Origin of the sequence: Neisseria sp. Ec49-e6-T10, assembly GCF_051132615.1 — a bacterium.
Taxonomy (GTDB): domain Bacteria; phylum Pseudomonadota; class Gammaproteobacteria; order Burkholderiales; family Neisseriaceae.
Genome location: NZ_CP152375.1, coordinates 1,197,994 through 1,218,711, shown reverse-complemented (window position 1 = coordinate 1,218,711; position 20,718 = coordinate 1,197,994). Strand labels below are relative to the sequence as shown.

The 20,718-nt window shown below is 38.6% G+C and carries 20 protein-coding genes and 1 pseudogene; 18 read left to right on the top strand and 3 right to left on the bottom strand.

What is annotated here, in order from left to right; genetic code table 11:
- Window positions 1-42: 42 nt before the first annotated feature.
- On the bottom strand, window positions 43-1,047 hold the full coding sequence (gene amgK, locus AADH04_RS06495) for an N-acetylmuramate/N-acetylglucosamine kinase AmgK (RefSeq protein ID WP_434779427.1): 1,005 nt from the start codon (window positions 1,045-1,047) through the stop codon (window positions 43-45).
- A 56-nt stretch (window positions 1,048-1,103) separates the two neighbouring features.
- Between amgK and AADH04_RS06490 the strand changes: the two genes are divergently transcribed.
- The 8 genes and pseudogenes from AADH04_RS06490 to recD all read left to right on the top strand — a co-directional run bounded on the left by AADH04_RS06490 (window position 1,104) and on the right by recD (window position 10,530).
- Window positions 1,104-3,314, top strand: coding sequence for an LPS-assembly protein LptD (locus AADH04_RS06490; protein ID WP_434779426.1), 2,211 nt, complete (start codon window positions 1,104-1,106; stop codon window positions 3,312-3,314).
- The gene (locus AADH04_RS06485; RefSeq protein ID WP_434779425.1) at window positions 3,314-4,600 is read left to right on the top strand and encodes a peptidylprolyl isomerase; all 1,287 of its coding nucleotides are present in this window, start codon (window positions 3,314-3,316) and stop codon (window positions 4,598-4,600) included. Before AADH04_RS06490 ends, AADH04_RS06485 begins: the two co-directional genes overlap by 1 nt.
- 73 nt (window positions 4,601-4,673) lie before the next feature.
- Entirely contained in the window at window positions 4,674-5,036 is a 363-nt protein-coding gene (locus tag AADH04_RS06480) for a hypothetical protein (RefSeq protein WP_434779424.1), read from the top strand.
- A 16-nt stretch (window positions 5,037-5,052) separates the two neighbouring features.
- Entirely contained in the window at window positions 5,053-6,021 is a 969-nt protein-coding gene (gene pdxA / locus AADH04_RS06475; RefSeq protein WP_434779423.1) for a 4-hydroxythreonine-4-phosphate dehydrogenase PdxA, read from the top strand.
- Between the two features lie 84 nt (window positions 6,022-6,105).
- On the top strand, window positions 6,106-7,359 hold the full coding sequence (locus tag AADH04_RS06470; protein ID WP_434779809.1) for a lipoprotein-releasing ABC transporter permease subunit: 1,254 nt from the start codon (window positions 6,106-6,108) through the stop codon (window positions 7,357-7,359).
- On the top strand, window positions 7,352-8,023 hold the full coding sequence (gene lolD, locus AADH04_RS06465) for a lipoprotein-releasing ABC transporter ATP-binding protein LolD (protein ID WP_434779422.1): 672 nt from the start codon (window positions 7,352-7,354) through the stop codon (window positions 8,021-8,023). The genes AADH04_RS06470 and lolD overlap by 8 nt, the downstream gene beginning before the upstream one ends.
- A gap of 48 nt (window positions 8,024-8,071) precedes the next feature.
- Window positions 8,072-8,725: pseudogene (locus tag AADH04_RS06460) on the top strand (NYN domain-containing protein); the annotation flags it as partial.
- A gap of 95 nt (window positions 8,726-8,820) precedes the next feature.
- Window positions 8,821-10,530, top strand: a complete 1,710-nt coding sequence (gene recD, locus AADH04_RS06455; RefSeq protein WP_434779421.1) for an exodeoxyribonuclease V subunit alpha — start codon at window positions 8,821-8,823, stop codon at window positions 10,528-10,530.
- Window positions 10,531-10,591: 61 nt separating this feature from the next.
- Here the strand turns inward: recD and fabF are convergent, their stop codons facing one another.
- Window positions 10,592-11,842, bottom strand: a complete 1,251-nt coding sequence (gene fabF / locus AADH04_RS06450; protein ID WP_434779420.1) for a beta-ketoacyl-ACP synthase II — start codon at window positions 11,840-11,842, stop codon at window positions 10,592-10,594.
- A 92-nt stretch (window positions 11,843-11,934) separates the two neighbouring features.
- Window positions 11,935-12,171, bottom strand: a complete 237-nt coding sequence (gene acpP, locus AADH04_RS06445) for an acyl carrier protein (protein WP_434779419.1) — start codon at window positions 12,169-12,171, stop codon at window positions 11,935-11,937.
- A 659-nt stretch (window positions 12,172-12,830) separates the two neighbouring features.
- Here acpP and rpsL point away from each other — a divergent pair.
- The 10 genes from rpsL to rpsS all read left to right on the top strand — a co-directional run bounded on the left by rpsL (window position 12,831) and on the right by rpsS (window position 20,718).
- Entirely contained in the window at window positions 12,831-13,202 is a 372-nt protein-coding gene (gene rpsL / locus AADH04_RS06440) for a 30S ribosomal protein S12 (protein ID WP_434779418.1), read from the top strand.
- A gap of 100 nt (window positions 13,203-13,302) precedes the next feature.
- Window positions 13,303-13,773: a 30S ribosomal protein S7 gene (gene rpsG / locus AADH04_RS06435; protein ID WP_434779417.1), complete on the top strand. Its 471-nt coding sequence runs from the start codon at window positions 13,303-13,305 to the stop codon at window positions 13,771-13,773.
- A gap of 27 nt (window positions 13,774-13,800) precedes the next feature.
- Window positions 13,801-15,897, top strand: a complete 2,097-nt coding sequence (gene fusA / locus AADH04_RS06430; RefSeq protein ID WP_434779416.1) for an elongation factor G — start codon at window positions 13,801-13,803, stop codon at window positions 15,895-15,897.
- Between the two features lie 66 nt (window positions 15,898-15,963).
- Window positions 15,964-17,154 carry an elongation factor Tu gene (gene tuf, locus AADH04_RS06425; protein ID WP_434779415.1) on the top strand — a complete coding sequence of 397 codons (1,191 nt, stop codon included), beginning with the start codon at window positions 15,964-15,966 and terminating at the stop codon, window positions 17,152-17,154.
- Window positions 17,155-17,175: 21 nt separating this feature from the next.
- Window positions 17,176-17,487: a 30S ribosomal protein S10 gene (gene rpsJ, locus AADH04_RS06420; RefSeq protein ID WP_434779414.1), complete on the top strand. Its 312-nt coding sequence runs from the start codon at window positions 17,176-17,178 to the stop codon at window positions 17,485-17,487.
- Between the two features lie 533 nt (window positions 17,488-18,020).
- A complete protein-coding gene (gene rplC, locus AADH04_RS06415) occupies window positions 18,021-18,665 on the top strand; it encodes a 50S ribosomal protein L3 (RefSeq protein WP_434779413.1) in 645 nt (214 codons plus the stop codon).
- Window positions 18,665-19,285, top strand: coding sequence for a 50S ribosomal protein L4 (gene rplD / locus AADH04_RS06410; protein ID WP_434779412.1), 621 nt, complete (start codon window positions 18,665-18,667; stop codon window positions 19,283-19,285). The genes rplC and rplD overlap by 1 nt, the downstream gene beginning before the upstream one ends.
- On the top strand, window positions 19,282-19,590 hold the full coding sequence (gene rplW, locus AADH04_RS06405) for a 50S ribosomal protein L23 (protein WP_434779808.1): 309 nt from the start codon (window positions 19,282-19,284) through the stop codon (window positions 19,588-19,590). The genes rplD and rplW overlap by 4 nt, the downstream gene beginning before the upstream one ends.
- Window positions 19,591-19,601: 11 nt before the next feature.
- Complete coding sequence (gene rplB / locus AADH04_RS06400; protein WP_434779411.1) at window positions 19,602-20,435, top strand: 50S ribosomal protein L2; 834 nt, start codon at window positions 19,602-19,604, stop codon at window positions 20,433-20,435.
- Window positions 20,436-20,439: 4 nt separating this feature from the next.
- Window positions 20,440-20,718 carry a 30S ribosomal protein S19 gene (gene rpsS / locus AADH04_RS06395; RefSeq protein ID WP_434779410.1) on the top strand — a complete coding sequence of 93 codons (279 nt, stop codon included), beginning with the start codon at window positions 20,440-20,442 and terminating at the stop codon, window positions 20,716-20,718.

Genomic DNA, 20,718 nt, shown 5'->3' with positions numbered 1-20,718 from the left:
AGTTGATTAATCATATGTGTCACTTTTCAATAACCTTATTTCTTAAAATGTGTAACCTGTTTGATGAGAACCATCATCAATCAAACTATTGAGTAATTGATAAATAGGTGCCAACTCATGATAACGAAAGGTTGTCTTTTTTAAGTAGCGTAAAAAACGGGGAATTTCTGCGCGGTATTTATCTTTGCCATCACGGTGAAAGAGTCTGGCAAAAATACCCGCTACTTTTAAATGGCGTTGTACGCCCATAAACTCAAATTCTTTATAAAAAATATCGATATCTGCTGGAACAGGTAGCCCTGCTGCACGTGCTTTTTCCCAATAACGTACCACCAAATCAAGCACAAATTCTTCTTCCCACTCTATAAAAGCATCCTTTAATAAAGACACTAAATCATAAGTGATTGGCCCGTAAACGGCATCCTGAAAATCCAGTACGCCAGGCTTGCCTTGGGTAAGCATTAAATTACGGACAATAAAATCTCGGTGCACATACACTTTAGGTTGTTGCAAAATGATGGGTAATAAATTGTTTATACCTTGTTCCCATAAAGCGGATTGTGTCTGAGTCAATGTATCATTGAGTTCTTTTGCAACAAACCAATCAGGAAATAAATGAAGTTCCTTTTCAAGTAAAGCTTGATCATATTCAGGTAATTGGTTTGGTAAGCTGGCCTTTTGTAGCTCAATTAACTGATCAATAGCATCCAATAACAACATTTTGTGTACTTCTGGTCGAGAATCATGTTCTAAAGCTGTTAAATAAGTAATTTGGCCTAAGTCTTCCAAAGCCATAAACCCAAGGTGTTCATCATAGGCTAAAATAGAAGGAACATTCACCATTTGAAAAAGTTTTTGTACCTTTATATAAGGTGCAATACTCATTTTTTCTGGTGGCGCATCCATACAAATGATTGTTTGCCCATTATCAAATGTCGCTCTAAAATAGCGTCGAAAATCGGCGTCAGCAGCAGCAAAATTTAATTCAAAATTTTGATCAGGATAATGTATGCTTAACCAATTTTTTAAGTTTTCTTGTCGTTTCATGATGCATTTCAAGTTAAAATGATGTAATTTTAACCGCCATTTTGATTTTAGGGGATATGTTTTTGCTAAATAAACACTATTTAAAGCCGATTACTGTATGGGTGACATATGCTCTATTGTGTTCTGGCCAAGTTTACGCCTTAGAGCCTAATCAGGTAGAAATTACCGCCGATGATGCGCAAGGTGTTGGCCAAAGCGAAATTGAAGCGACGGGTAATGTGACTGTTAAACGTAATGAAGATACGCTGAAATCGGATTGGTTAAAATATCGGCAAGAAGATAATCATGCTTTAGCTGGAGATCAGTTTACTTTAGAGCGTGGTACCAATACGACAATTTGTGGCAGCACTTTGAGCTATTATTTGGATAAGCAAACAGGAGAGGGTGATGATGCCTCTTTTGAAAGCGAGCAGAATGGGCAAAGGGTTCAAGGTAAAAGCAATAAAGTCCTTATGCAAGGCGAAAATAAATACCAATTGCAAAATGCGGCTTTAAATACTTGTCAGCCAGGGGATTCTAGTTGGTATTTAAAAGCCGATAAAATTGATATTGATTATGGGCGCAATGTTGGTGTGGCAAGAAATGCCAGAATAGTATTTGAAGGCGTCCCTATTTTATATACTCCGTGGATCGATTTTCCTTTAGACAATGGTCGTAAATCTGGTTTGTTGGCACCTACCTTTAAGTTTGGTTCGGATGGTTTCGAACTGGAAACTCCCTATTATTTTAATTTGGCGCCAAACTATGATGCAACTGTTTATCCGCGTTATATTAATTCACGTGGGTTTATGTTGGGTGGACAGTTTCGTTATTTGATGCCCAGTTATTCTGGTAAGTTAGAAGGACAATTTTTACCACACGATAAAAAAACAAAAGAAGATCGTCATCTACTATCACTACAACATGCACAAATCTTTGATCAACTTCCTATTCCTGTAAGAATGAATATAGATTTTAATCAGGTGTCAGATGATAACTATTTTCGAGATTTTGGGGATCGTGTATCTGTTGCATCAAATGTGAATTTAAATCGCGAAATTTGGTTTGGTTCTGGGAAAAATATTGGAACAGGTTATATCAGTGCCTCTATTCGTGCTCAGGGATATCAGACGTTACAAAATGATGAAGGCACCTTAATTAAGCCATATGCGCGATTACCAGAAATAAAAGTAAACTATACTCAACCAATAATGAAGGCGAGCTTTAGTTTAAATACCGAATTTACCCGTTTTCATTCAAGTAGAATGCAATCAGGAAATCGTTTTGTGGCTTACCCAACAGTTGCTTGGGATTTTACTGAAAGCTGGGGGTATTTCAGGCCTAAAGTAGGTGTGCATTATACTCAATACAGTTTAGATGAGTTTCAGGGACAAAACAGTCGGAGTAAAACGCGAAGTTTACCAATTATTAGTATCGATACCGGCTTGTCTTTTGAGCGACCATCTATGTTCGCTGGGCAACAACATACCCAAACGTTGGAGCCAAGATTGTTTTATACCTATATTACCAGTAAGAGCCAAAATGACTTACCTAATTTTGATTCTTCAGAAAATGATTTTAATTTTACGCAATTGTTTAGAGAAAATCGTTTTTCAGGGCAAGATCGCATTAATGGCGCCAATCAGATAACAGCTGCTCTAACCAGTCGTTATATCAATAATGAGAATGGGTTGGAACGCTTACGGGTGATGATAGGGCAACGTTTTTATTTTAAAAAAGAAGACATGTCTTTAAGTGGAGAAATCAGGGATCGCGATAAGGTGGGGTCAGACTTCCTTGCTCAAGTTGGGGGCGATTTAAATCGTAACTGGCGTTTGGATACAGATTATCATTACAATCAAGCTTTAAAGACGACAGAGCGTTTTAGCTCTTCTTTGCGGTATAACCCAGAAGCAGGAAAAACCGTTAGTTTAAGATATTTGTTTGACCGAGAAGAAGAAACATATCCAGGCCAGTATGGTCGAGTATCTCAATTAGATTTGGCTGCACAATGGCCAATCGGCAAAAAGTTTTATGTTTTAGGTAGACAAAATTATTCATTTGCCGATAAAGAGTCATTAGAGCAATTACTTGGTGTAGAATATAACGATGGTTGTTGGAGTTTACGTGTGGTAGGACAACGATATGTGACTGATAAAGACCGTACCAAAAATGCGATTTTTGTCCAATTGGAGTTGGGTAATTTGGGCGGTATTGGCAATAATCCGTTTGATGCCTTACGTTTGGCAATCCCTGGATACAGTAAAATTAACGAGGTAAGAAAATAATGAACAAACTCATTAGTCTTTTGTTATTGGGTTTAAGTTTTCAAATAGCACATGCTGCAATTAAAGACGTAGATAGAGTAGTGGCTATTGTGAATAGTGATGTGATTACACTGTCAGAGTTGAATAACCGTGTTAAAGAAGTCAATAGCCGTTTAGCAAACCAACAAAATAAACCCAGTTTAGCTGACATCAGAAAACAGGTATTCAATTTAATGGTTGAAGAACAAATATTGATTCAATATGCTAAAGAAACAGGTGTACGAGTCAGTACAGAAGAGTTGGATCAGGCAGTTGATAATATTGCCAAACAAAATAAAGTCAGCGTATCTGAGTTTTATCAACAATTAGAAAAAAAAGAAGGTATCTCTGCTAGTCAGGTTAGAAAAACAATTGGCGATGGTTTACTGATTGAAAAAGTGAAACAGCGTGAAATTGGTAGCCGTATTACTGTGACAGATAACGAAGTGAATCAGGAGTTGGGTAGTAGTCAAACTGCGGCGCAAGGTGAGCAGATTAGATTAGCTGCTATTTTGATTGCGACGCCAGAAAATGCTAATGATGCTGTTTTAAATCAAAAATCAACTATAGCAGAAGAAGCGATGAAGGCTCTAAAATCAGGACAGAGCTTTGCCAATGTTGCTAAAAAGTACAGTGATTTATCCAATAAAAGTAGTGGGGGTGATATGGGTTACCAAGTCACCAATAGACTACCTGCTGACTTAACTAAAATGCTTTCTGCCTTACAGGTTGGCCAATATACAGAAATAATTCACACGCCAGAGGGGTTTTATATTTTTCAATTAACTGATCGTAAAAGTGCTGCACATGCCAGTGGACAATCAGTAAAACGCTATCATGTTCAACATATTTTGATCAAAGTGAATGATCTAACCAGTGATGGACAAGCTCAGACAAAAATTAAAGAAATACAAACAAAATTACAGCAAGGCGAAAATTTTAATGCTTTAGCCAAACAATACTCAGAAGATGGTAGTGCTATTCAAGGAGGCGATATTGGTTGGGTAGGCGCAGGGGATACAGTTCCTGAGTTTGAGGAAAGCATGACAAAGCTTGCATTAAATCAAGTGAGTGAACCTGTGCGTACTTCTTTTGGTTATCATCTGATTAAAGTGATTGATGAAAAAGAAGAAGATATGAGAGAAGCTCAGGCTAAAGCACAAATTCGCCAGAAAATTGCAGAACGAAAAGGTGAACAGATCTATAAAGAGTGGATCGCTCAATTAGTCGCAGGAGCACATATCGTCAATAAACTAAATGAAGAGTAAAAAACGCCATATGTTAAAAGAGTATCATGTAATATGGTGCTCTTTTTTTTTTTTACCAAGCGAAGAAGAAAAATTGAACAAAATTATTTTTAAGATAACCGTTGTGGGTTTTGTGGCTGTGGTTGGTTGGGTTGGTGTTTATTATGTTGTGCCTTATTTAAAGGATGCGTATCAGACTTATGCTGATGCTGAAAAGCCTAAAACGTTAACATCATTAAATCAAAGTAAACAAAATCAATATGTTGCTATTAATTTGAAAAATGGCACTCAATTAATCGGGATAATAGTGGCATCGGATCAGAAAAAATATGGTATTTTGACTGATGATAACGAAGTTGTATTTGTTGCAAAAAAAGAGATTGTGACTATTGAACAAACAAGTCAAGTCAAAAAAATAACCCAAGAGGTCAAAAATATTTTTATACCTGAATCATGAATCAAGTTGAAATAAGATGAGTATCCCTATTTTAGCAATTACCAGTGGAGAACCAGCAGGAATTGGCCCCGATATTTGTCTTGCATTGGCAAAGCAGCCTTTACCATGTCGTTGTGTTGTTTTGGCAGATAAACAGTTATTAACAGAGCGAGCCAGACAATTAGGTTTCAATATCCCCTTAGTGGATTACCCAAACTATCAAGTTCCTAAAGGTAGTTTAGAAGTATTGCATATTTCAACTCGTGCGCCTGTACAGGCTGGAATACTGGATCCACAGAATGCGTATTATGTATTGGATTTGTTGAATAGGGCTTATGAAGGCGTACAAAACAAAGAATTTAATGCTATGGTGACTGCGCCTTTACATAAAGGTGTGATTAATGAGGCGGGTATCCCTTTTAGTGGCCATACTGAATATTTAGCGCATATCAGCCAAACCAAAAAAGTGGTGATGATGTTAGTCGGTGGTGGTTTAAGGGTTGCTTTAGCCACGACACATTTACCTTTAAAAGATGTTGCGCAAGCATTGAATCAACATGAGTTAACCGAAGTTATCCAGATATTGCATCATGATTTAAAAACAAAGTTTGGTTTGGCCAACCCAAGAATAATTGTTGCAGGTTTAAACCCTCATGCAGGAGAAGGGGGATATTTAGGAACAGAAGAAATCACCATTATTACACCTGTGATTCAAAAATTACAGCCTACCATGAATATACAAGGCCCTTTTCCTGCTGATACTATTTTTCAGCCATTTTTGCTTCAAAATGCAGATGCCGTATTGACAATGTATCACGATCAAGGTTTACCTGTTTTAAAATACGCCAGTTTTGGTAAAGGCATGAATATTACATTAGGTCTACCTTTTATCAGAACATCAGTAGATCACGGCACGGCACTTGATTTAGCAGGCACAGGTCAAGCTAAAGCAGATAGTTTATTTGAGGTGATTCAAACAACTTATGCTTTATTGAATCATTCGTGAACTCATGCTTGGAACGATACCTTTTAGTCTTTTAGTGAAACTGGGTTAAAATAACCTTTTCATCCATATTTTAAAAGTACCTTAATTATGTCTTTACCTGTTTGGATTGGCTTGCGTTATTTGCGTTCCAAAAAACGTAATGGTTTTGTCTCATTTATCAGTTTAGCGTCCGTACTGGGCATTGCTTTGGGCGTGATGGCGCTGATCATTGTCCTTTCTGTTATGAACGGTTTTCAAAAAGAGATTCGTGGGCAGATGCTCAGTGTGATACCTCATATGGAAGTCAGTTATTTGGTACCAGAAGATTCTAACCAATGGCCATCATTGGTCTCAAAGCTTGATCAAAATCCTAATGTTTTAGCATCCGCACCGTATATTTCCAGCCAAGCGCTATTGGTTAATTCTGGAGAAGTAAAAGGTGCTTTATTAAAGGGCATTGATCCTGCTTTTGAAGATAAAGTGGTCGATCTTGAAAAAGAGATGGCCTCAGGGCAAAATTTTAATGCCCTAAGACCAGGCGAGTTTGGCATTATTTTGGGTGCTGATTTAGCGTTAATGTTAGATGTACCGTTGGGTGGGAAAGTCAGTGTTTTGACGCCTGAAGGCAATATTACACCAGCGGGTATGGTGCCCAGAATCAAACAGTTTACCTTGGTTGGTGTGGTGCATTCTAAAGTAAATGAAATCAATGCGTCTTTGGCCATGATTCATATTGCAGATGCACAGAAACTTTTTCGAATGGGCGATGAAGTATCTGGTGTACGTGTTCGTTTAAAAGAACCACAAAATGTGTTGGCAATTAAGTCAACTATTTTACCTAAAGAAGATATCAGTCATTATTGGATTACAGATTGGACAGATCAAAATAGGGCGTATTTTGAAGCAGTTGAATTAGAGAAAAAAATGATGTTTATCATCCTTATGCTCATTATTATGGTTGCTGCTTTCAATTTGGTTTCTTCTTTGGTGATGGCAGTAACAGAAAAACAATCTGATATTGCCATATTAAGAACATTAGGGCTGACTCAAGGTAAAGTAATGAAAGTATTTATTACGCAAGGGTTGGTTGCAGGTTTGTTGGGGACGGTTTTTGGTGTCATCTTCGGTTGTTTAATTGCTTGGAAAATAGGGTTAATTGTGCATTTTATTGAAAAATTAGTTGGCAGTTCCCTAATTAATGCCCAAATTTATTTTATTGATTATTTGCCATCTGATATTCATGTTGGTGATGTGGTTTTGGTGGCGCTGATATCTGTCATTTTGTCATTTCTAGCCACATTATACCCAAGTTATCGAGCAGCAAGAACACAGCCAGCGGAGGCTTTACGTTATGAGTAAGCTAATATTAGAAGCCTATGAATTAAGTAAAACTTATCAGGATGGCACACTAAAAGTAGATGTGTTAAAAGATTTGAATATCAACATTCATGAAAATGAGAGTGTGGCCATTGTTGGTGCATCTGGTAGTGGCAAAAGTACCTTATTGCATCTTTTAGGTGGTTTAGATAAACCGACTTCTGGCAACATAAAATTGATGGGGCAAGATATTGGTTTATTGTCTCAAAATAAACTGAGCCAACTTCGTAATCAATATCTTGGTTTTGTGTATCAGTTTCATCACTTATTACCAGAATTTTCCGCCTTAGAAAATGTGATGATGCCTTTATTAATCCGAAAAATGGATAAAGGGCAGGCAAAAGAAGAGGCAATCAATATGCTTGGTAAGGTTGGCCTAGCACAGAGAATAGAGCACCGTCCGAGTGAATTGTCAGGAGGTGAGCGACAACGTGCCGCCATTGCTCGTGCTTTGGTGACTCAGCCGGCTTGTGTTTTAGCCGATGAGCCGACAGGCAACTTAGATCGTAAAAATGCTGAGAAAATCATTGAATTAATGCTTGATCTTAAAGAGGAGCATAAAGCCAGTTTAATCGTTGTGACTCATGATGATCAGTTAGCCAAACGCTTTGAACGGCGAATGGCAATGGATGAAGGACAATTATAGATTATGAAGTTTGATTGGGAGGAAGCTTAAATGTCGTCAGAACAGAGCATAGATTCAGAAAGTAAACTAAAATTTGCCGTACTGATTGATGGGGATAATGCCCAAGCAGAAGTTATTGGAAATTTGCTCGCAGAGATTGCCAAATATGGTGTCGTGACGCTAAAAAGAGTTTATGGCGATTTTTCTGAGAAAAGTTGTTGGAATAGAGATGTGTTATTAAAATATGCTATTCAACCTCAACAGCAGTTTGCTTTTACTAAAGGTAAAAATGCAACGGATAGCTTATTGATTATTGATGCGATGGATCTTCTCTACTCCAAGAATTTCGATGGTTTTTGTTTGGTTTCCAGTGACAGTGATTTTACCAGTTTGGCTATACGATTAAGAGAAGAAGGCTTATTAGTCTATGGTTTTGGTGAGAAAAAAACACCTGAGGCTTTTCGTAATGCTTGTGATCGTTTTATTTTTACTGAAATATTGCGAAATGAAGTACCTCACATAGAAAACAAAGTAGAAGCAATCAACAATAAAAAAGAAAAAGAATCTTTGCCAAAAGAATTTTTCTTGCAGGCGCTAGAAGAGGCGGGAGATGAACAAGGCTGGGCTAATTTAGGTACGTTTGGACAATATTTACAAAAAATTAAGCCTGATTTTGATGCACGATTATATGGGTATAAAAAACTATCTGAATTGGTTAAATCTGAGCAAGCTAAAAGCATCTTTATGATTCAAGGAAGAAAAAATAACGCTCAAGGGAAAACCATAATTTATATTAAAGCAAGAAAACAAAGTAAATAATGGAACAGGAAGCCAAGAGAGATTTGCCTCATGTTTTAAAAGCCATCAATTGGGCTTTAAAACATCTTGCTCCTCAGATTTTTCCGATTGTCGAACCCTATGTAGAAGCTTTATTTTTTGCAGAAGAAAATGGTCATACTTATATTGAGCTAACAAATGAAGATGTGATTAAGCTAAAAAAAGCTTATCCTATTGTTGCTGAGGGGCAGGAAAGTACCCCTTTGGTATTGTGGCAAAATAAGCTTTTCTTTGCGCGATTGTATCTGTTTGAAAAACAATTGGCTGGCTATGTTTCTGATTGTCTAAAAACACAAAATACATTATTTTTACCTGATCAAAATGCTTGTAAACAAGCCCAACACATATTAACAAAGTTATTTCAGAATGATTTTAATGAACAACAACAGCAAGCCGTTGCCTTAGCACTATTTAAAAAGCTGTTGTTGATTAACGGTGGCCCTGGTACGGGTAAAACAACAACAGTGGCCAAATTGTTAACTGCATTGATCTTATTGCAATCAAGCAATGACTTGAGTATTGCCTTAGCAGCACCAACAGGAAAAGCCGCAGCGAGAATGACACAAGCGCTTCATCAAGCTTTGATAAGATTGGATCACTCAATCGTACAGGAGAAGTTAGGTCAATTAACAGCACAAACAGTCCATCGATTATTGGGGATTCACCCCATTACAGCACAGCCTACTTATCATCACAAACAGTCTATGCCTTTTGATGTGATTGTGATTGATGAGGCATCAATGTTAGATTTACCCATGCTCAGTAAACTTTTTTGTGCGGTTAAACCAGAGGCTACTTTAATTCTGTTAGGTGATAAAAATCAGTTACCTTCTATTGGTGCAGGTGCTTTTATCAAACAATTGTCCACTTTAAGTCAGGCAGATCATAAAACAAATAATCTATTGGTACAGTTATTACCCAACTACACTGTATCTGACGCTCAACATTCTGTTGGGATGGCTGCGATTACACTCAAACAAAGCCATCGTTTTGATCATAACAGTGCAATTGGCCAGCTTGCTCAGGCGATTAACCAACAAAACAATCAATTGGTGCAAAAGTTATTTATAGAGGAAGAAAAATTAGCATTAATTGAGCAAAGTACCTCAAAATATACAAAATTTTATCAAAATACGTCAGCTTATTGGCAAGCTGTTACAAAAGAGGATATTCCTCAGGTATTCAATCAGTACTCAAAATTAATGGTATTAACTGTTTTAAAACATCAGGCCGAAGAGTTTAATCAGCAGTATGTCCATTTTTTAAGAACAAAAAAGCACCATAAAGGAGAACCTTTTTTTGCAGGATTACCCATTATGGTCACTCAGAATGATTATCAATTGGGTTTGTTTAATGGGGATGTTGGCATTATTTTACCCGATTATACAAACAAACTGGTTGCTTATTTTGAAGAGGCAAATGGTTTTCGAAAAATACCATTAAGTCAGTTGCCTTTATTTGATCCTGCATTTGCCATTACCGTTCATAAGAGCCAAGGTTCTGAATATGAAAATGTTTGGCTGATAGGTACACCAGAGCCCCATCTTTTGTTTTCTAATGCCTTGTTATACACAGCTCTCACCAGAGCAAAAGCATCATTTATATTGTGGGCGAAAGCAAAAGTTTTAAACAGTGCCGTTAGTCATGTGCAAGACAGGCGTAGTGCACTATCATTTTTCTGGAATCAATAAATAAAAAGCCATCTGATTAAAAATCAAGATGGCTTTTTTCATCAAGTCTGTATTAATTTTTTTAACTAAACCGTTTTAAAACTAAAGTACCATTTGTACCACCAAAACCAAATGAATTTGATAGGGCATATTCAATAGGCATTTCGCGAGCGCCTTCTTTACAGTAGTCTAAATCACAACCGCTTTCGTAGTCTTGCTCAAAAATATTAATGGTAGGCGGGCTGATTTGCTGATAAACAGCTAAGGCTGAATAAACAGCTTCGATCCCACCTGCACCACCTAATAAATGCCCGGTCATTGATTTTGTTGAGTTAACCACCAAATTTTGTGCATGGTCACCAAAACAGCGTTTAATGGCAGTTGTTTCTGCTGCATCACCTAATGGTGTAGATGTACCATGGGCGTTAATATAATTGACTTGATCTGGGTTGATACCAGCATCTTTCATTGCATTGTCCATCCCACGTGCAGCGCCAGAGCCGTCTTCCATTGGCGCTGTAATATGATAAGCATCAGAACTCATACCAAATCCAGCTACTTCTGCATAAATTTTTGCACCACGTTTCAGAGCATGCTCATAGGACTCTAATACCAATACTCCTGCGCCTTCTCCCATCACAAAACCATCACGTCCCTTATCCCATGGACGAGAAGCTGTGGCTGGATCATCATTTCTAGTTGATAAAGCTTTACAAGCGGCAAAACCACCGATACCCAGTTGACAAATGGCCGCTTCCGCACCACCAGCAATCATAATATCAGCGTCTCCATATTGAATCATCCTTGCTGCATCCCCTATACAATGGGTGCCAGTTGTACAGGCAGAAACAATACCATATGTAGGGCCTTGATACCCTTTTAAAATAGAAACATGACCCGCAATCATATTGATAATCGCTCCAGGAATGAAAAATGGGCCTATTTTACGTGGTCCACCTTCAAATAATGCAGCAGCAGTATTTTCTATTGAGGGTAAACCACCAATCCCTGCGCCAATATTCACACCTATACGCGTTTTATCTAAATTGGGAATATCATCTAAACCTGCATCAGCAATTGCTTGTAAAGAAGCTGCAATCCCGTAATGGATAAAGGTGTCCATCCTGCGAGCATCTTTGCCAGAGATATATTCAGTAATATCAAAATCTTTGACTTCACCTGCAAATTGGCAGGCCATTTCTGAAGCATCAAAGCGGGTTATTGTGTTAATGCCACTTTTACCGGCCAGTATATTGCTCCAGCCTGTAGTAACATCATTGCCAACAGGTGAAATATGGCCTAAGCCAGTAATCACAATTCTTTTTTTACTCATAGAATAAAGGCTCCTTTAAGATGAGCTTTAAGCAAAAAACCTCTGTTTCTTATCAGGAAGCAGAGGTGTTCAATTCTGTTATAAACAAAAAATTATTTTGTTTGAGATTGAATGAAATCGATGGCTTGTTGTACAGTAGTTAGCTTCTCAGCGTCCTCATCAGGCACTTCACATTCGAAAGCTTCTTCAAATGCCATCACTAATTCCACAACGTCTAGCGAATCTGCGCCTAAATCATCTTGAAATGAAGACTCATTTTTAATTTCAGCTTCGTTTACACCAAGTTGATCCGCAACAATTTTCTTAACGCGTTGTTCGATATTTTCCATGTTGATCCTTTTTACCTTTTTACATGAGGAAACTAAAGTCATAATTGTACCTAAAAAAAATAGAGTTTTCTATCTATTAAATCTTTTATGTGTGATTGTTTTTGCTATTTTTTTGTTTTTTAAAAATAAAATGTCTAAAATTGTCTGTAAAAAACATGGCGAATAACGATTTTTTATGTAAATGGGTTTTAAAAAAACAGCCAAATACGAAGTTTATTTATTATTGATCCTTAAATTAAAAGTCAATTGTTTTTTTGTTTAGAGACACTATTATGGTAATTGGTTTTTAATAGAAAGTTATTTTTAATCAAATTGTTGGGATGGTATTTGATTGAAGATGATGTGATATTTTTAAGTAAAATGATTGATTGTGAAAGTCCCATTATATTGTAATGAGACTTTTGGTTTACAGCATTAAATGAAATATGAGAGTGAGTTTGAGTTGAAGTAATTAATACTAAAATTGAAGATTAAACAATAATATAGCCAAATTACAACATATCTATTTAATTCTTAATAAAACAGAGGTTTTAGTCTGGAGTCAGTGCATTATGATGTTGACGCATTTGATAAAATGCATGTAAAATTTATGGTTCACTGGACACAAGTGTCTGTGAAATTTATATGTATTGTTTTCAACAGGAACTTAAGGAGGCAAAATGCCAACGATTAACCAATTGGTGCGTAAAGGACGCAAAGTTGCTGAATATAAAAGCAAAGTCCCAGCACTTGAGGCTTGTCCTCAAAAACGTGGTGTATGTACTCGTGTTTATACCACTACCCCTAAAAAACCTAACTCAGCTTTACGTAAAGTATGTAAAGTGCGTTTAACCAACGGTTTTGAAGTGATTTCATATATTGGTGGTGAAGGTCATAACTTGCAAGAACACTCGGTTGTATTGATCCGCGGTGGTCGTGTAAAAGACTTACCAGGTGTGCGTTATCACACAGTACGTGGTTCTTTGGATACCGCAGGTGTTAAAGACCGTAAACAATCTCGCTCTAAATACGGTGCTAAGCGTCCTAAGTAAGGTACGGCAACGTAGACAGACAACATGCTGTCGAGTAAGTGAACACTTTGTTGAGTGTTTATGAGAAAAATCTCAACTGAATAGATATTAAGGAAGAATCATGCCAAGACGCAGAGAAGTCCCAAAACGCGACATATTGCCAGATCCAAAATTTAACAGCGTAGAATTATCAAAATTCATGAACGTTGTCATGATTGATGGTAAAAAATCAGTCGCAGAACGTATCATTTATGGTGCGTTTGAACAAATTGAAAAGAAAACAGGTAAAAGCGCTATTGAAGTGTTTAATACTGCCATTGCTAATGCAAAACCAATCGTAGAAGTGAAAAGTCGCCGTGTAGGTGGAGCAAACTATCAAGTTCCTGTTGAGGTTCGCCCTTCACGTCGTTTAGCTTTAGCTATGCGTTGGGTACGTGATGCAGCACGTAAACGCGGAGAAAAGTCTATGGACTTGCGTTTAGCAGGTGAGTTAATTGATGCCTCTGAAGGTCGTGGCGGAGCCATGAAAAAACGTGAAGAAGTGCATCGTATGGCTGAAGCAAATAAAGCCTTCTCTCACTTCCGCTTCTAATATTAATGATACGAAAAGGCTATTATTGTGGCTCGTAAAACCCCAATTCAACATTACCGAAATATCGGTATTAGTGCGCATATTGATGCTGGTAAAACCACGACATCAGAGCGTATTTTATTTTACACTGGTCTTAGCCATAAAATTGGTGAAGTGCATGACGGTGCAGCAACTACCGACTGGATGGAACAAGAGCAAGAACGTGGTATTACCATTACTTCTGCTGCTGTGACTACCTTCTGGAAGGGTATGAGTGCACAGTTCCCTGAGCATCGTTTAAACGTTATTGATACTCCAGGTCACGTAGACTTTACTGTAGAAGTAGAGCGTTCAATGCGTGTGCTTGATGGTGCTGTAATGGTTTATTGTGCAGTAGGTGGCGTGCAGCCTCAGTCAGAAACAGTATGGCGTCAAGCAAATAAATACAAAGTGCCTCGTTTGGCTTTTGTCAATAAAATGGACCGCCAAGGTGCGAATTTTTTCCGTGTTGTGGAACAAATGAAAACCCGTTTGCGTGCGAACCCTGTTCCTGTCGTTGTACCGATTGGGGCAGAAGACAATTTCGTTGGTGTCATTGACTTATTAAAAATGAAAGCCATCATTTGGGATGAAGCATCTCAAGGGATGAAATTCGACTATCAGGATATTCCTGCTGATCTTCAAGCAACTGCTGAGGAATGGCGTGAACATATGGTTGAAGCTGCAGCAGAAGCCAATGAAGAATTAATGAACAAATATCTTGAAGAAGGTTCATTAACAGAAGAAGAAATTGTTCAAGGTCTGCGTGATCGTACTATTCGTACGGAAATTCAGCCTGTATTATGTGGTTCTGCCTTTAAAAATAAAGGTGTTCAACGTATGTTGGATGCAGTTATTGAATATTTGCCTAGTCCAACTGACATTCCTCCTGTTGGGGGTGAAACACCTGATGGTGAACATGCAACTCGTCAGGCAGATGACAATGAAAAATTCTCAGCTTTAGCATTTAAACTAATGAACGACAAATACGTGGGGCAATTAACCTTTATTCGCGTATATTCAGGTGTGTTAAAGTCAGGCGATACCGTTGTTAACTCTGTGAAAGGTCGCCGTGAACGTATTGGTCGTTTGGTTCAAATGAAGGCTAATGATCGCGACGAGATTGAAGAAGTACGCGCAGGTGATATTGCCGCAGCTATTGGTTTAAAAGATGTCACAACTGGTGAAACCCTTTGTGCAGAAGATAGCCCAATCATCTTAGAGCGCATGGAGTTCCCAGAGCCTGTTATCCATGTGGCTGTTGAACCAAAAACAAAAGCTGACCAAGAAAAAATGGGTGAGGCGTTGAACCGTTTGGCAAAAGAAGATCCTTCTTTCCGTATGCGTTCAGATGAAGAATCTGGTCAAACAATTATTTCTGGGATGGGCGAGCTTCACCTTGAAATTATTGTTGATCGTATGAAACGCGAGTTTAACGTAGAATGTTCTGTAGGTGCGCCACAAGTGGCTTATCGTGAAACCATTCGCCAAGCCGTTGAAGTTGAAGGTAAACACGTTAAACAATCTGGTGGTAAGGGTCAATATGGTCATGTTGTATTGAAACTTGAGCCTTTAGAGCCAGGTGGTGGCTATGAGTTTGTGGATGAGATCAAAGGTGGTGTTGTGCCACGTGAATTCATCCCTTCTGTGGATAAAGGTATTCAAGACACATTGCAAAATGGTGTGTTGGCTGGTTACCCAGTAGTAGATGTTCGTGCACGTTTGGTGTTTGGTTCTTACCATGACGTGGATTCATCGCAAATTGCGTTTGAATTGGCTGCATCTATGGCATTTAAAGATGGTATGCGTAAAGCTCGTCCAGTATTGTTAGAGCCTATGATGGCTGTTGAGGTGGAAACACCTGAAGAGTATATGGGTGATATCATGGGTGACTTATCTAGCCGTCGTGGTATCGTTCAAGGTATGGACGATGATGGTATTGGTGGTAAAAAAATTCGTGCGGAAGTACCATTATCAGCAATGTTTGGTTATGCGACAACTGTGCGTTCACTCAGTCAAGGTCGTGCGACTTATTCTATGGAGTTTAAGCATTATTCAGAAGCTCCAGCGAATGTGGCACAAGAGATTATTGACAATAAGAAGTAATTTTAAGGCTGTCTGAACAATGTGTTCAGGCAGCGAATTTTGTTCTTTATTAAGGAAATTGCAATCATGGCAAAAGAAAAGTTTGAGCGGAGTAAACCGCACGTAAACGTTGGCACCATTGGTCACGTTGACCATGGTAAGACCACATTGACAGCAGCATTGACTACCATTTTATCTAAGAAATTTGGTGGTGCAGCAAAAGCATACGATCAAATTGATAATGCGCCAGAAGAAAAAGCACGTGGTATTACCATTAATACTTCACACGTAGAATATGAAACAGAAACACGTCATTACGCACACGTAGATTGTCCAGGTCATGCTGACTATGTAAAAAACATGATTACAGGTGCAGCACAGATGGATGGTGCGATTTTAGTGTGTTCAGCAGCTGATGGTCCTATGCCACAAACACGTGAACACATCCTATTGGCACGTCAAGTAGGTGTACCATACATTATTGTATTCCTAAACAAATGTGACATGGTTGATGACGAAGAGTTATTAGAGCTAGTAGAGATGGAAGTTCGTGACTTATTGTCAAGCTATGATTTCCCAGGTGATGATATCCCAGTAATCAAAGGTTCAGCATTAAAAGCTTTAGAAGGTGATACATCAGAAATTGGTGAGACAGCCATTTTTGCATTGGCAGACGCATTGGATAGCTATATTCCAACACCAGAGCGTGCAGTAGACAAACCATTCCTATTGCCGATTGAAGACGTGTTCTCAATTTCAGGTCGTGGTACAGTGGTAACAGGTCGTGTAGAGCGTGGTATCATTAATGTAGGTGAAGAGATTGAAATTGTTGGTTTGAAACCTACCTTGAAAACCACTTGTACAGGTGTTGAGATGTTCCGTAAATTGCTAGACCAAGGTCAAGCAGGGGACAACGTAGGTGTATTGTTGCGTGGTACAAAACGTGAAGAAGTGGAACGTGGTCAAGTGTTAGCGAAACCAGGTTCAATCACACCACATACCAAATTCAAAGCAGAAGTGTATGTATTGTCAAAAGAAGAAGGTGGACGTCATACTCCATTTTTTGCGAACTATCGTCCACAATTTTATTTCCGTACTACAGACGTAACTGGAGCGGTGACATTGTCAGAAGGCGTAGAGATGGTAATGCCTGGAGAGAATGTAGCGATTACAGTAGAATTGATTGCGCCGATTGCGATGGAAGAAGGCTTACGTTTTGCGATTCGTGAAGGTGGTCGTACAGTTGGTGCAGGGGTTGTTGCCTCTGTTATCGCTTAAGACGGCGAAGGCGAGTAAATAATGAAAACTCAGAAAATTCGTATTCGTTTGAAAGCTTTTGACTACAATTTAATTGATCGTTCTGCACAAGAAATTGTTGAAACAGCTAAACGTACTGGTGCTGTTGTAAAAGGCCCAATTCCATTGCCAACTAAAATTGAACGTTTTGATATTTTACGTTCTCCTCACGTGAATAAAACATCACGTGATCAATTGGAGATTCGTACACACTTACGTTTGATGGATATTGTTGATTGGACTGATAAAACAACAGATGCTCTTATGAAGCTTGATTTACCAGCTGGTGTAGATGTTGAGATTAAAGTTCAATAATTTGTAAAATAGCTTTACTTGAAAGCCAAGGAATATATTCCTTGGCTTTTTTAATTTTTGATTAAATCATAAATATTGTGTCAATTTCGGGGTTTAAACTTGAATAGAGAGACTATATTGTCGAATATAAATGTTGTTGTGTATATTATGAAATAACGTAAGCTGTATGGCTGCTTAGTGGTTGGAGGGTAATATATCTATCATAACTAACCCTTTTGTTTTTTATGAAGTAATCAGTTGTTTGGTTATTGGTAATCATAAGGTTTAAGTCAACAAAACTGTTTCCAAATATAACAAACTCTCTGTTTATTAAATAATTAATGCATCCTAATTAATAGAAATTAATAAATTGTATAGTTTGGTTGAGGCTATTTTAGATCATAATTTTGCCGTTTGTGTTAATTTACATAATTAATTTTAAAGAGAACTTGCCTGATTAAATACACATATGTTATGCTGGCAAGCTCGTCCGTTTTGGGCGGGTTTTATTTCGAGTCGGTCAATCGTAATCGACACCTTTAAAGGATAATAAAATGGCATTAGGTCTAGTTGGACGTAAGGTCGGCATGACACGGATTTTTGCTGAGGATGGTCGTTCAATCCCAGTAACTGTTCTGGATATGTCTGCTAACCGCGTCACCCAAGTGAAAAACTTGGATACGGATGGCTATCAAGCTATTCAAGTTACTTATGGTAACAAAAAAGCGAATCGCGTTACTAAAGCGGAAGCAGGTCATTTTGCTAAAGCTGCGGTAGAGGCTGGTCGTGGTTTATATGAGTTTCCAGTAAATGAAGAACAACTTGCTTCGTTAAAAGCAGGTGATTCAATTGCTGTGACTCAGTTTACTGTTGGTCAATTAGTTGATGTTACTGGTACCACGAAAGGTAAAGGTTTTTCTGGTACGATTAAACGTCATAATTTTGGTTCTCAACGCACCTCTCATGGTAACTCACGTTCTCATCGTGTGCCAGGCTCTATTGGTCAAGCACAAGATCCAGGTCGTGTGTTTCCAGGTAAACGTATGGCTGGTCAATACGGCAATACCAAGTCAACCGTTCAATGTTTAGAAATTGTACGCGTAGATGAAGAGCGTCAATTATTATTGGTAAAAGGTGCCGTGCCTGGTGCAACCAATAGTGATGTTGTCGTGCGCCCAAGTGTGAAAGTAGGTGCTTAATGGAACTAAAACTAATTAATGCGCAAGGACAAGTTTCAGGTAGCTTACAAGCTTCTGATGCGTTGTTTGCCCGTGAATATAATGAAGCATTGGTTCATCAATTGGTTACTGCATTTTTAGCAAATGCTCGTAGTGGCAATCGTGCTCAATTGACACGTGCGGAAGTAAAACACTCTACCAAAAAACCTTGGCGTCAAAAAGGTACTGGTCGTGCTCGTTCAGGCATGACATCTTCTCCTATTTGGAGAAGCGGTGGTCGCGCGTTCCCAAATAAACCAGACGAGAATTTTACACAAAAAGTAAATCGTAAAATGTATCGTGCGGGTATGGCTGCTATTTTGTCACAGTTGGTTCGTGATGAACGTTTGTTTGTGGTAGAAGAGTTAACTGCAGCTACACCAAAAACCAAAGATTTTGCTGCACAAGTAAAAGGTTTGGGTTTTGAGCAAGTATTATTTGTGACCAAGCAATTAGATGAAAACGTTTACTTGTCGTCTCGTAACCTGCCTAACGTATTGGTTCTTGAAGCGCAGCAAGCTGATCCATATAGCCTGTTGAAATACAAGAAGGTCGTGTTGACTAAAGAGGCAGTTGCCCACTTAGAGGAGCAATGGGTATGAATCAACAAAGACTAATGCAAGTTATTCTTGCACCAATCGTTTCAGAAAAAAGTAATCTATTGGCTGAAAAGAGAAGTCAGATTGCGTTCAAGGTTTTACCAAATGCAACTAAACCTGAGATCAAAGCAGCGGTAGAGCTGTTGTTTGGTGTAAAAGTGGACAGCGTGTCTACTATACAGGTAAAAGGTAAGTCAAAGCGTTTTGGTAAAGTAATGGGTAAACGACAAGACTGGAAAAAGGCTTATGTAAGCTTAATGCCAGGTCAAGAGCTGGACTTAGAATCAGCCGCAGCTCGCGCAGAATAAGGAATAAATAAATGGCTATTGTAAAAATGAAGCCCACCTCTGCAGGTCGTCGCGGCATGGTTCGTGTCGTGAATCACGATTTGCATAAAGGTGCACCTTATGCGGCTTTGTTAGAGAAAAAAAATTCAACAGCAGGTCGCAACAATAATGGTCATATTACTACTCGCCATAAAGGCGGTGGTCATAAACACCATTATCGTGTAATTGATTTTCGTCGTAACAAAGATGGCATCCCAGCAAAAGTAGAACGTCTAGAGTACGATCCGAATCGTACGGCGCATATTGCTTTGGTGTGTTATGCAGATGGCGAACGTCGTTATATCATTGCACCTCGCGGTGTTAAAGCAGGTGCGCAATTGGTTTCTGGAGCCGAAGCACCAATTAAAGCAGGTAATGCTTTGCCAATTCGTAATATCCCTGTGGGTACAACGATTCATTGCGTTGAAATGAAACCAGGTAAAGGCGCACAAATTGCTCGTTCAGCTGGTACATCTGCAATGTTATTGGCAAAAGAAGGCGTTTATGCTCAACTAAGATTACGTTCAGGCGAAATTCGTAAAATTCATGTTGATTGCCGTGCAACTATTGGTGAAGTAAGTAATGAAGAACAAAGCTTACAAAAACTAGGTAAAGCAGGTGCAAAACGTTGGCGTGGTATTCGTCCAACAGTACGAGGCGTGGTAATGAACCCTGTTGACCATCCACATGGTGGTGGTGAAGGTCGTACTGGTGAGGGTCGTGTGCCAGTTAGTCCATGGGGTACACCGACTAAAGGATACCGTACTCGCCGTAATAAGCGTACAAGTAATATGATTGTGCGTCGTCGTTTTTCGAATAAGGGGTAATTAGATGGCTCGTTCTCTTAAAAAGGGTCCATATGTGGATCTGCACTTGCTTGATAAAGTTGATGCAGCACGTGCAAGTAACGATAAACGTCCAATCAAAACTTGGTCTCGTCGTTCAACCATTTTGCCTGATTTTATTGGGTTAACCATTGCTGTTCATAATGGTAGAACTCATGTGCCTGTTTTTATTAGTGATAATATGGTAGGCCATAAATTAGGTGAGTTCTCATTGACTCGTACTTTTAAAGGCCATTTGGCTGATAAAAAAGCAAAGAAAAAGTAA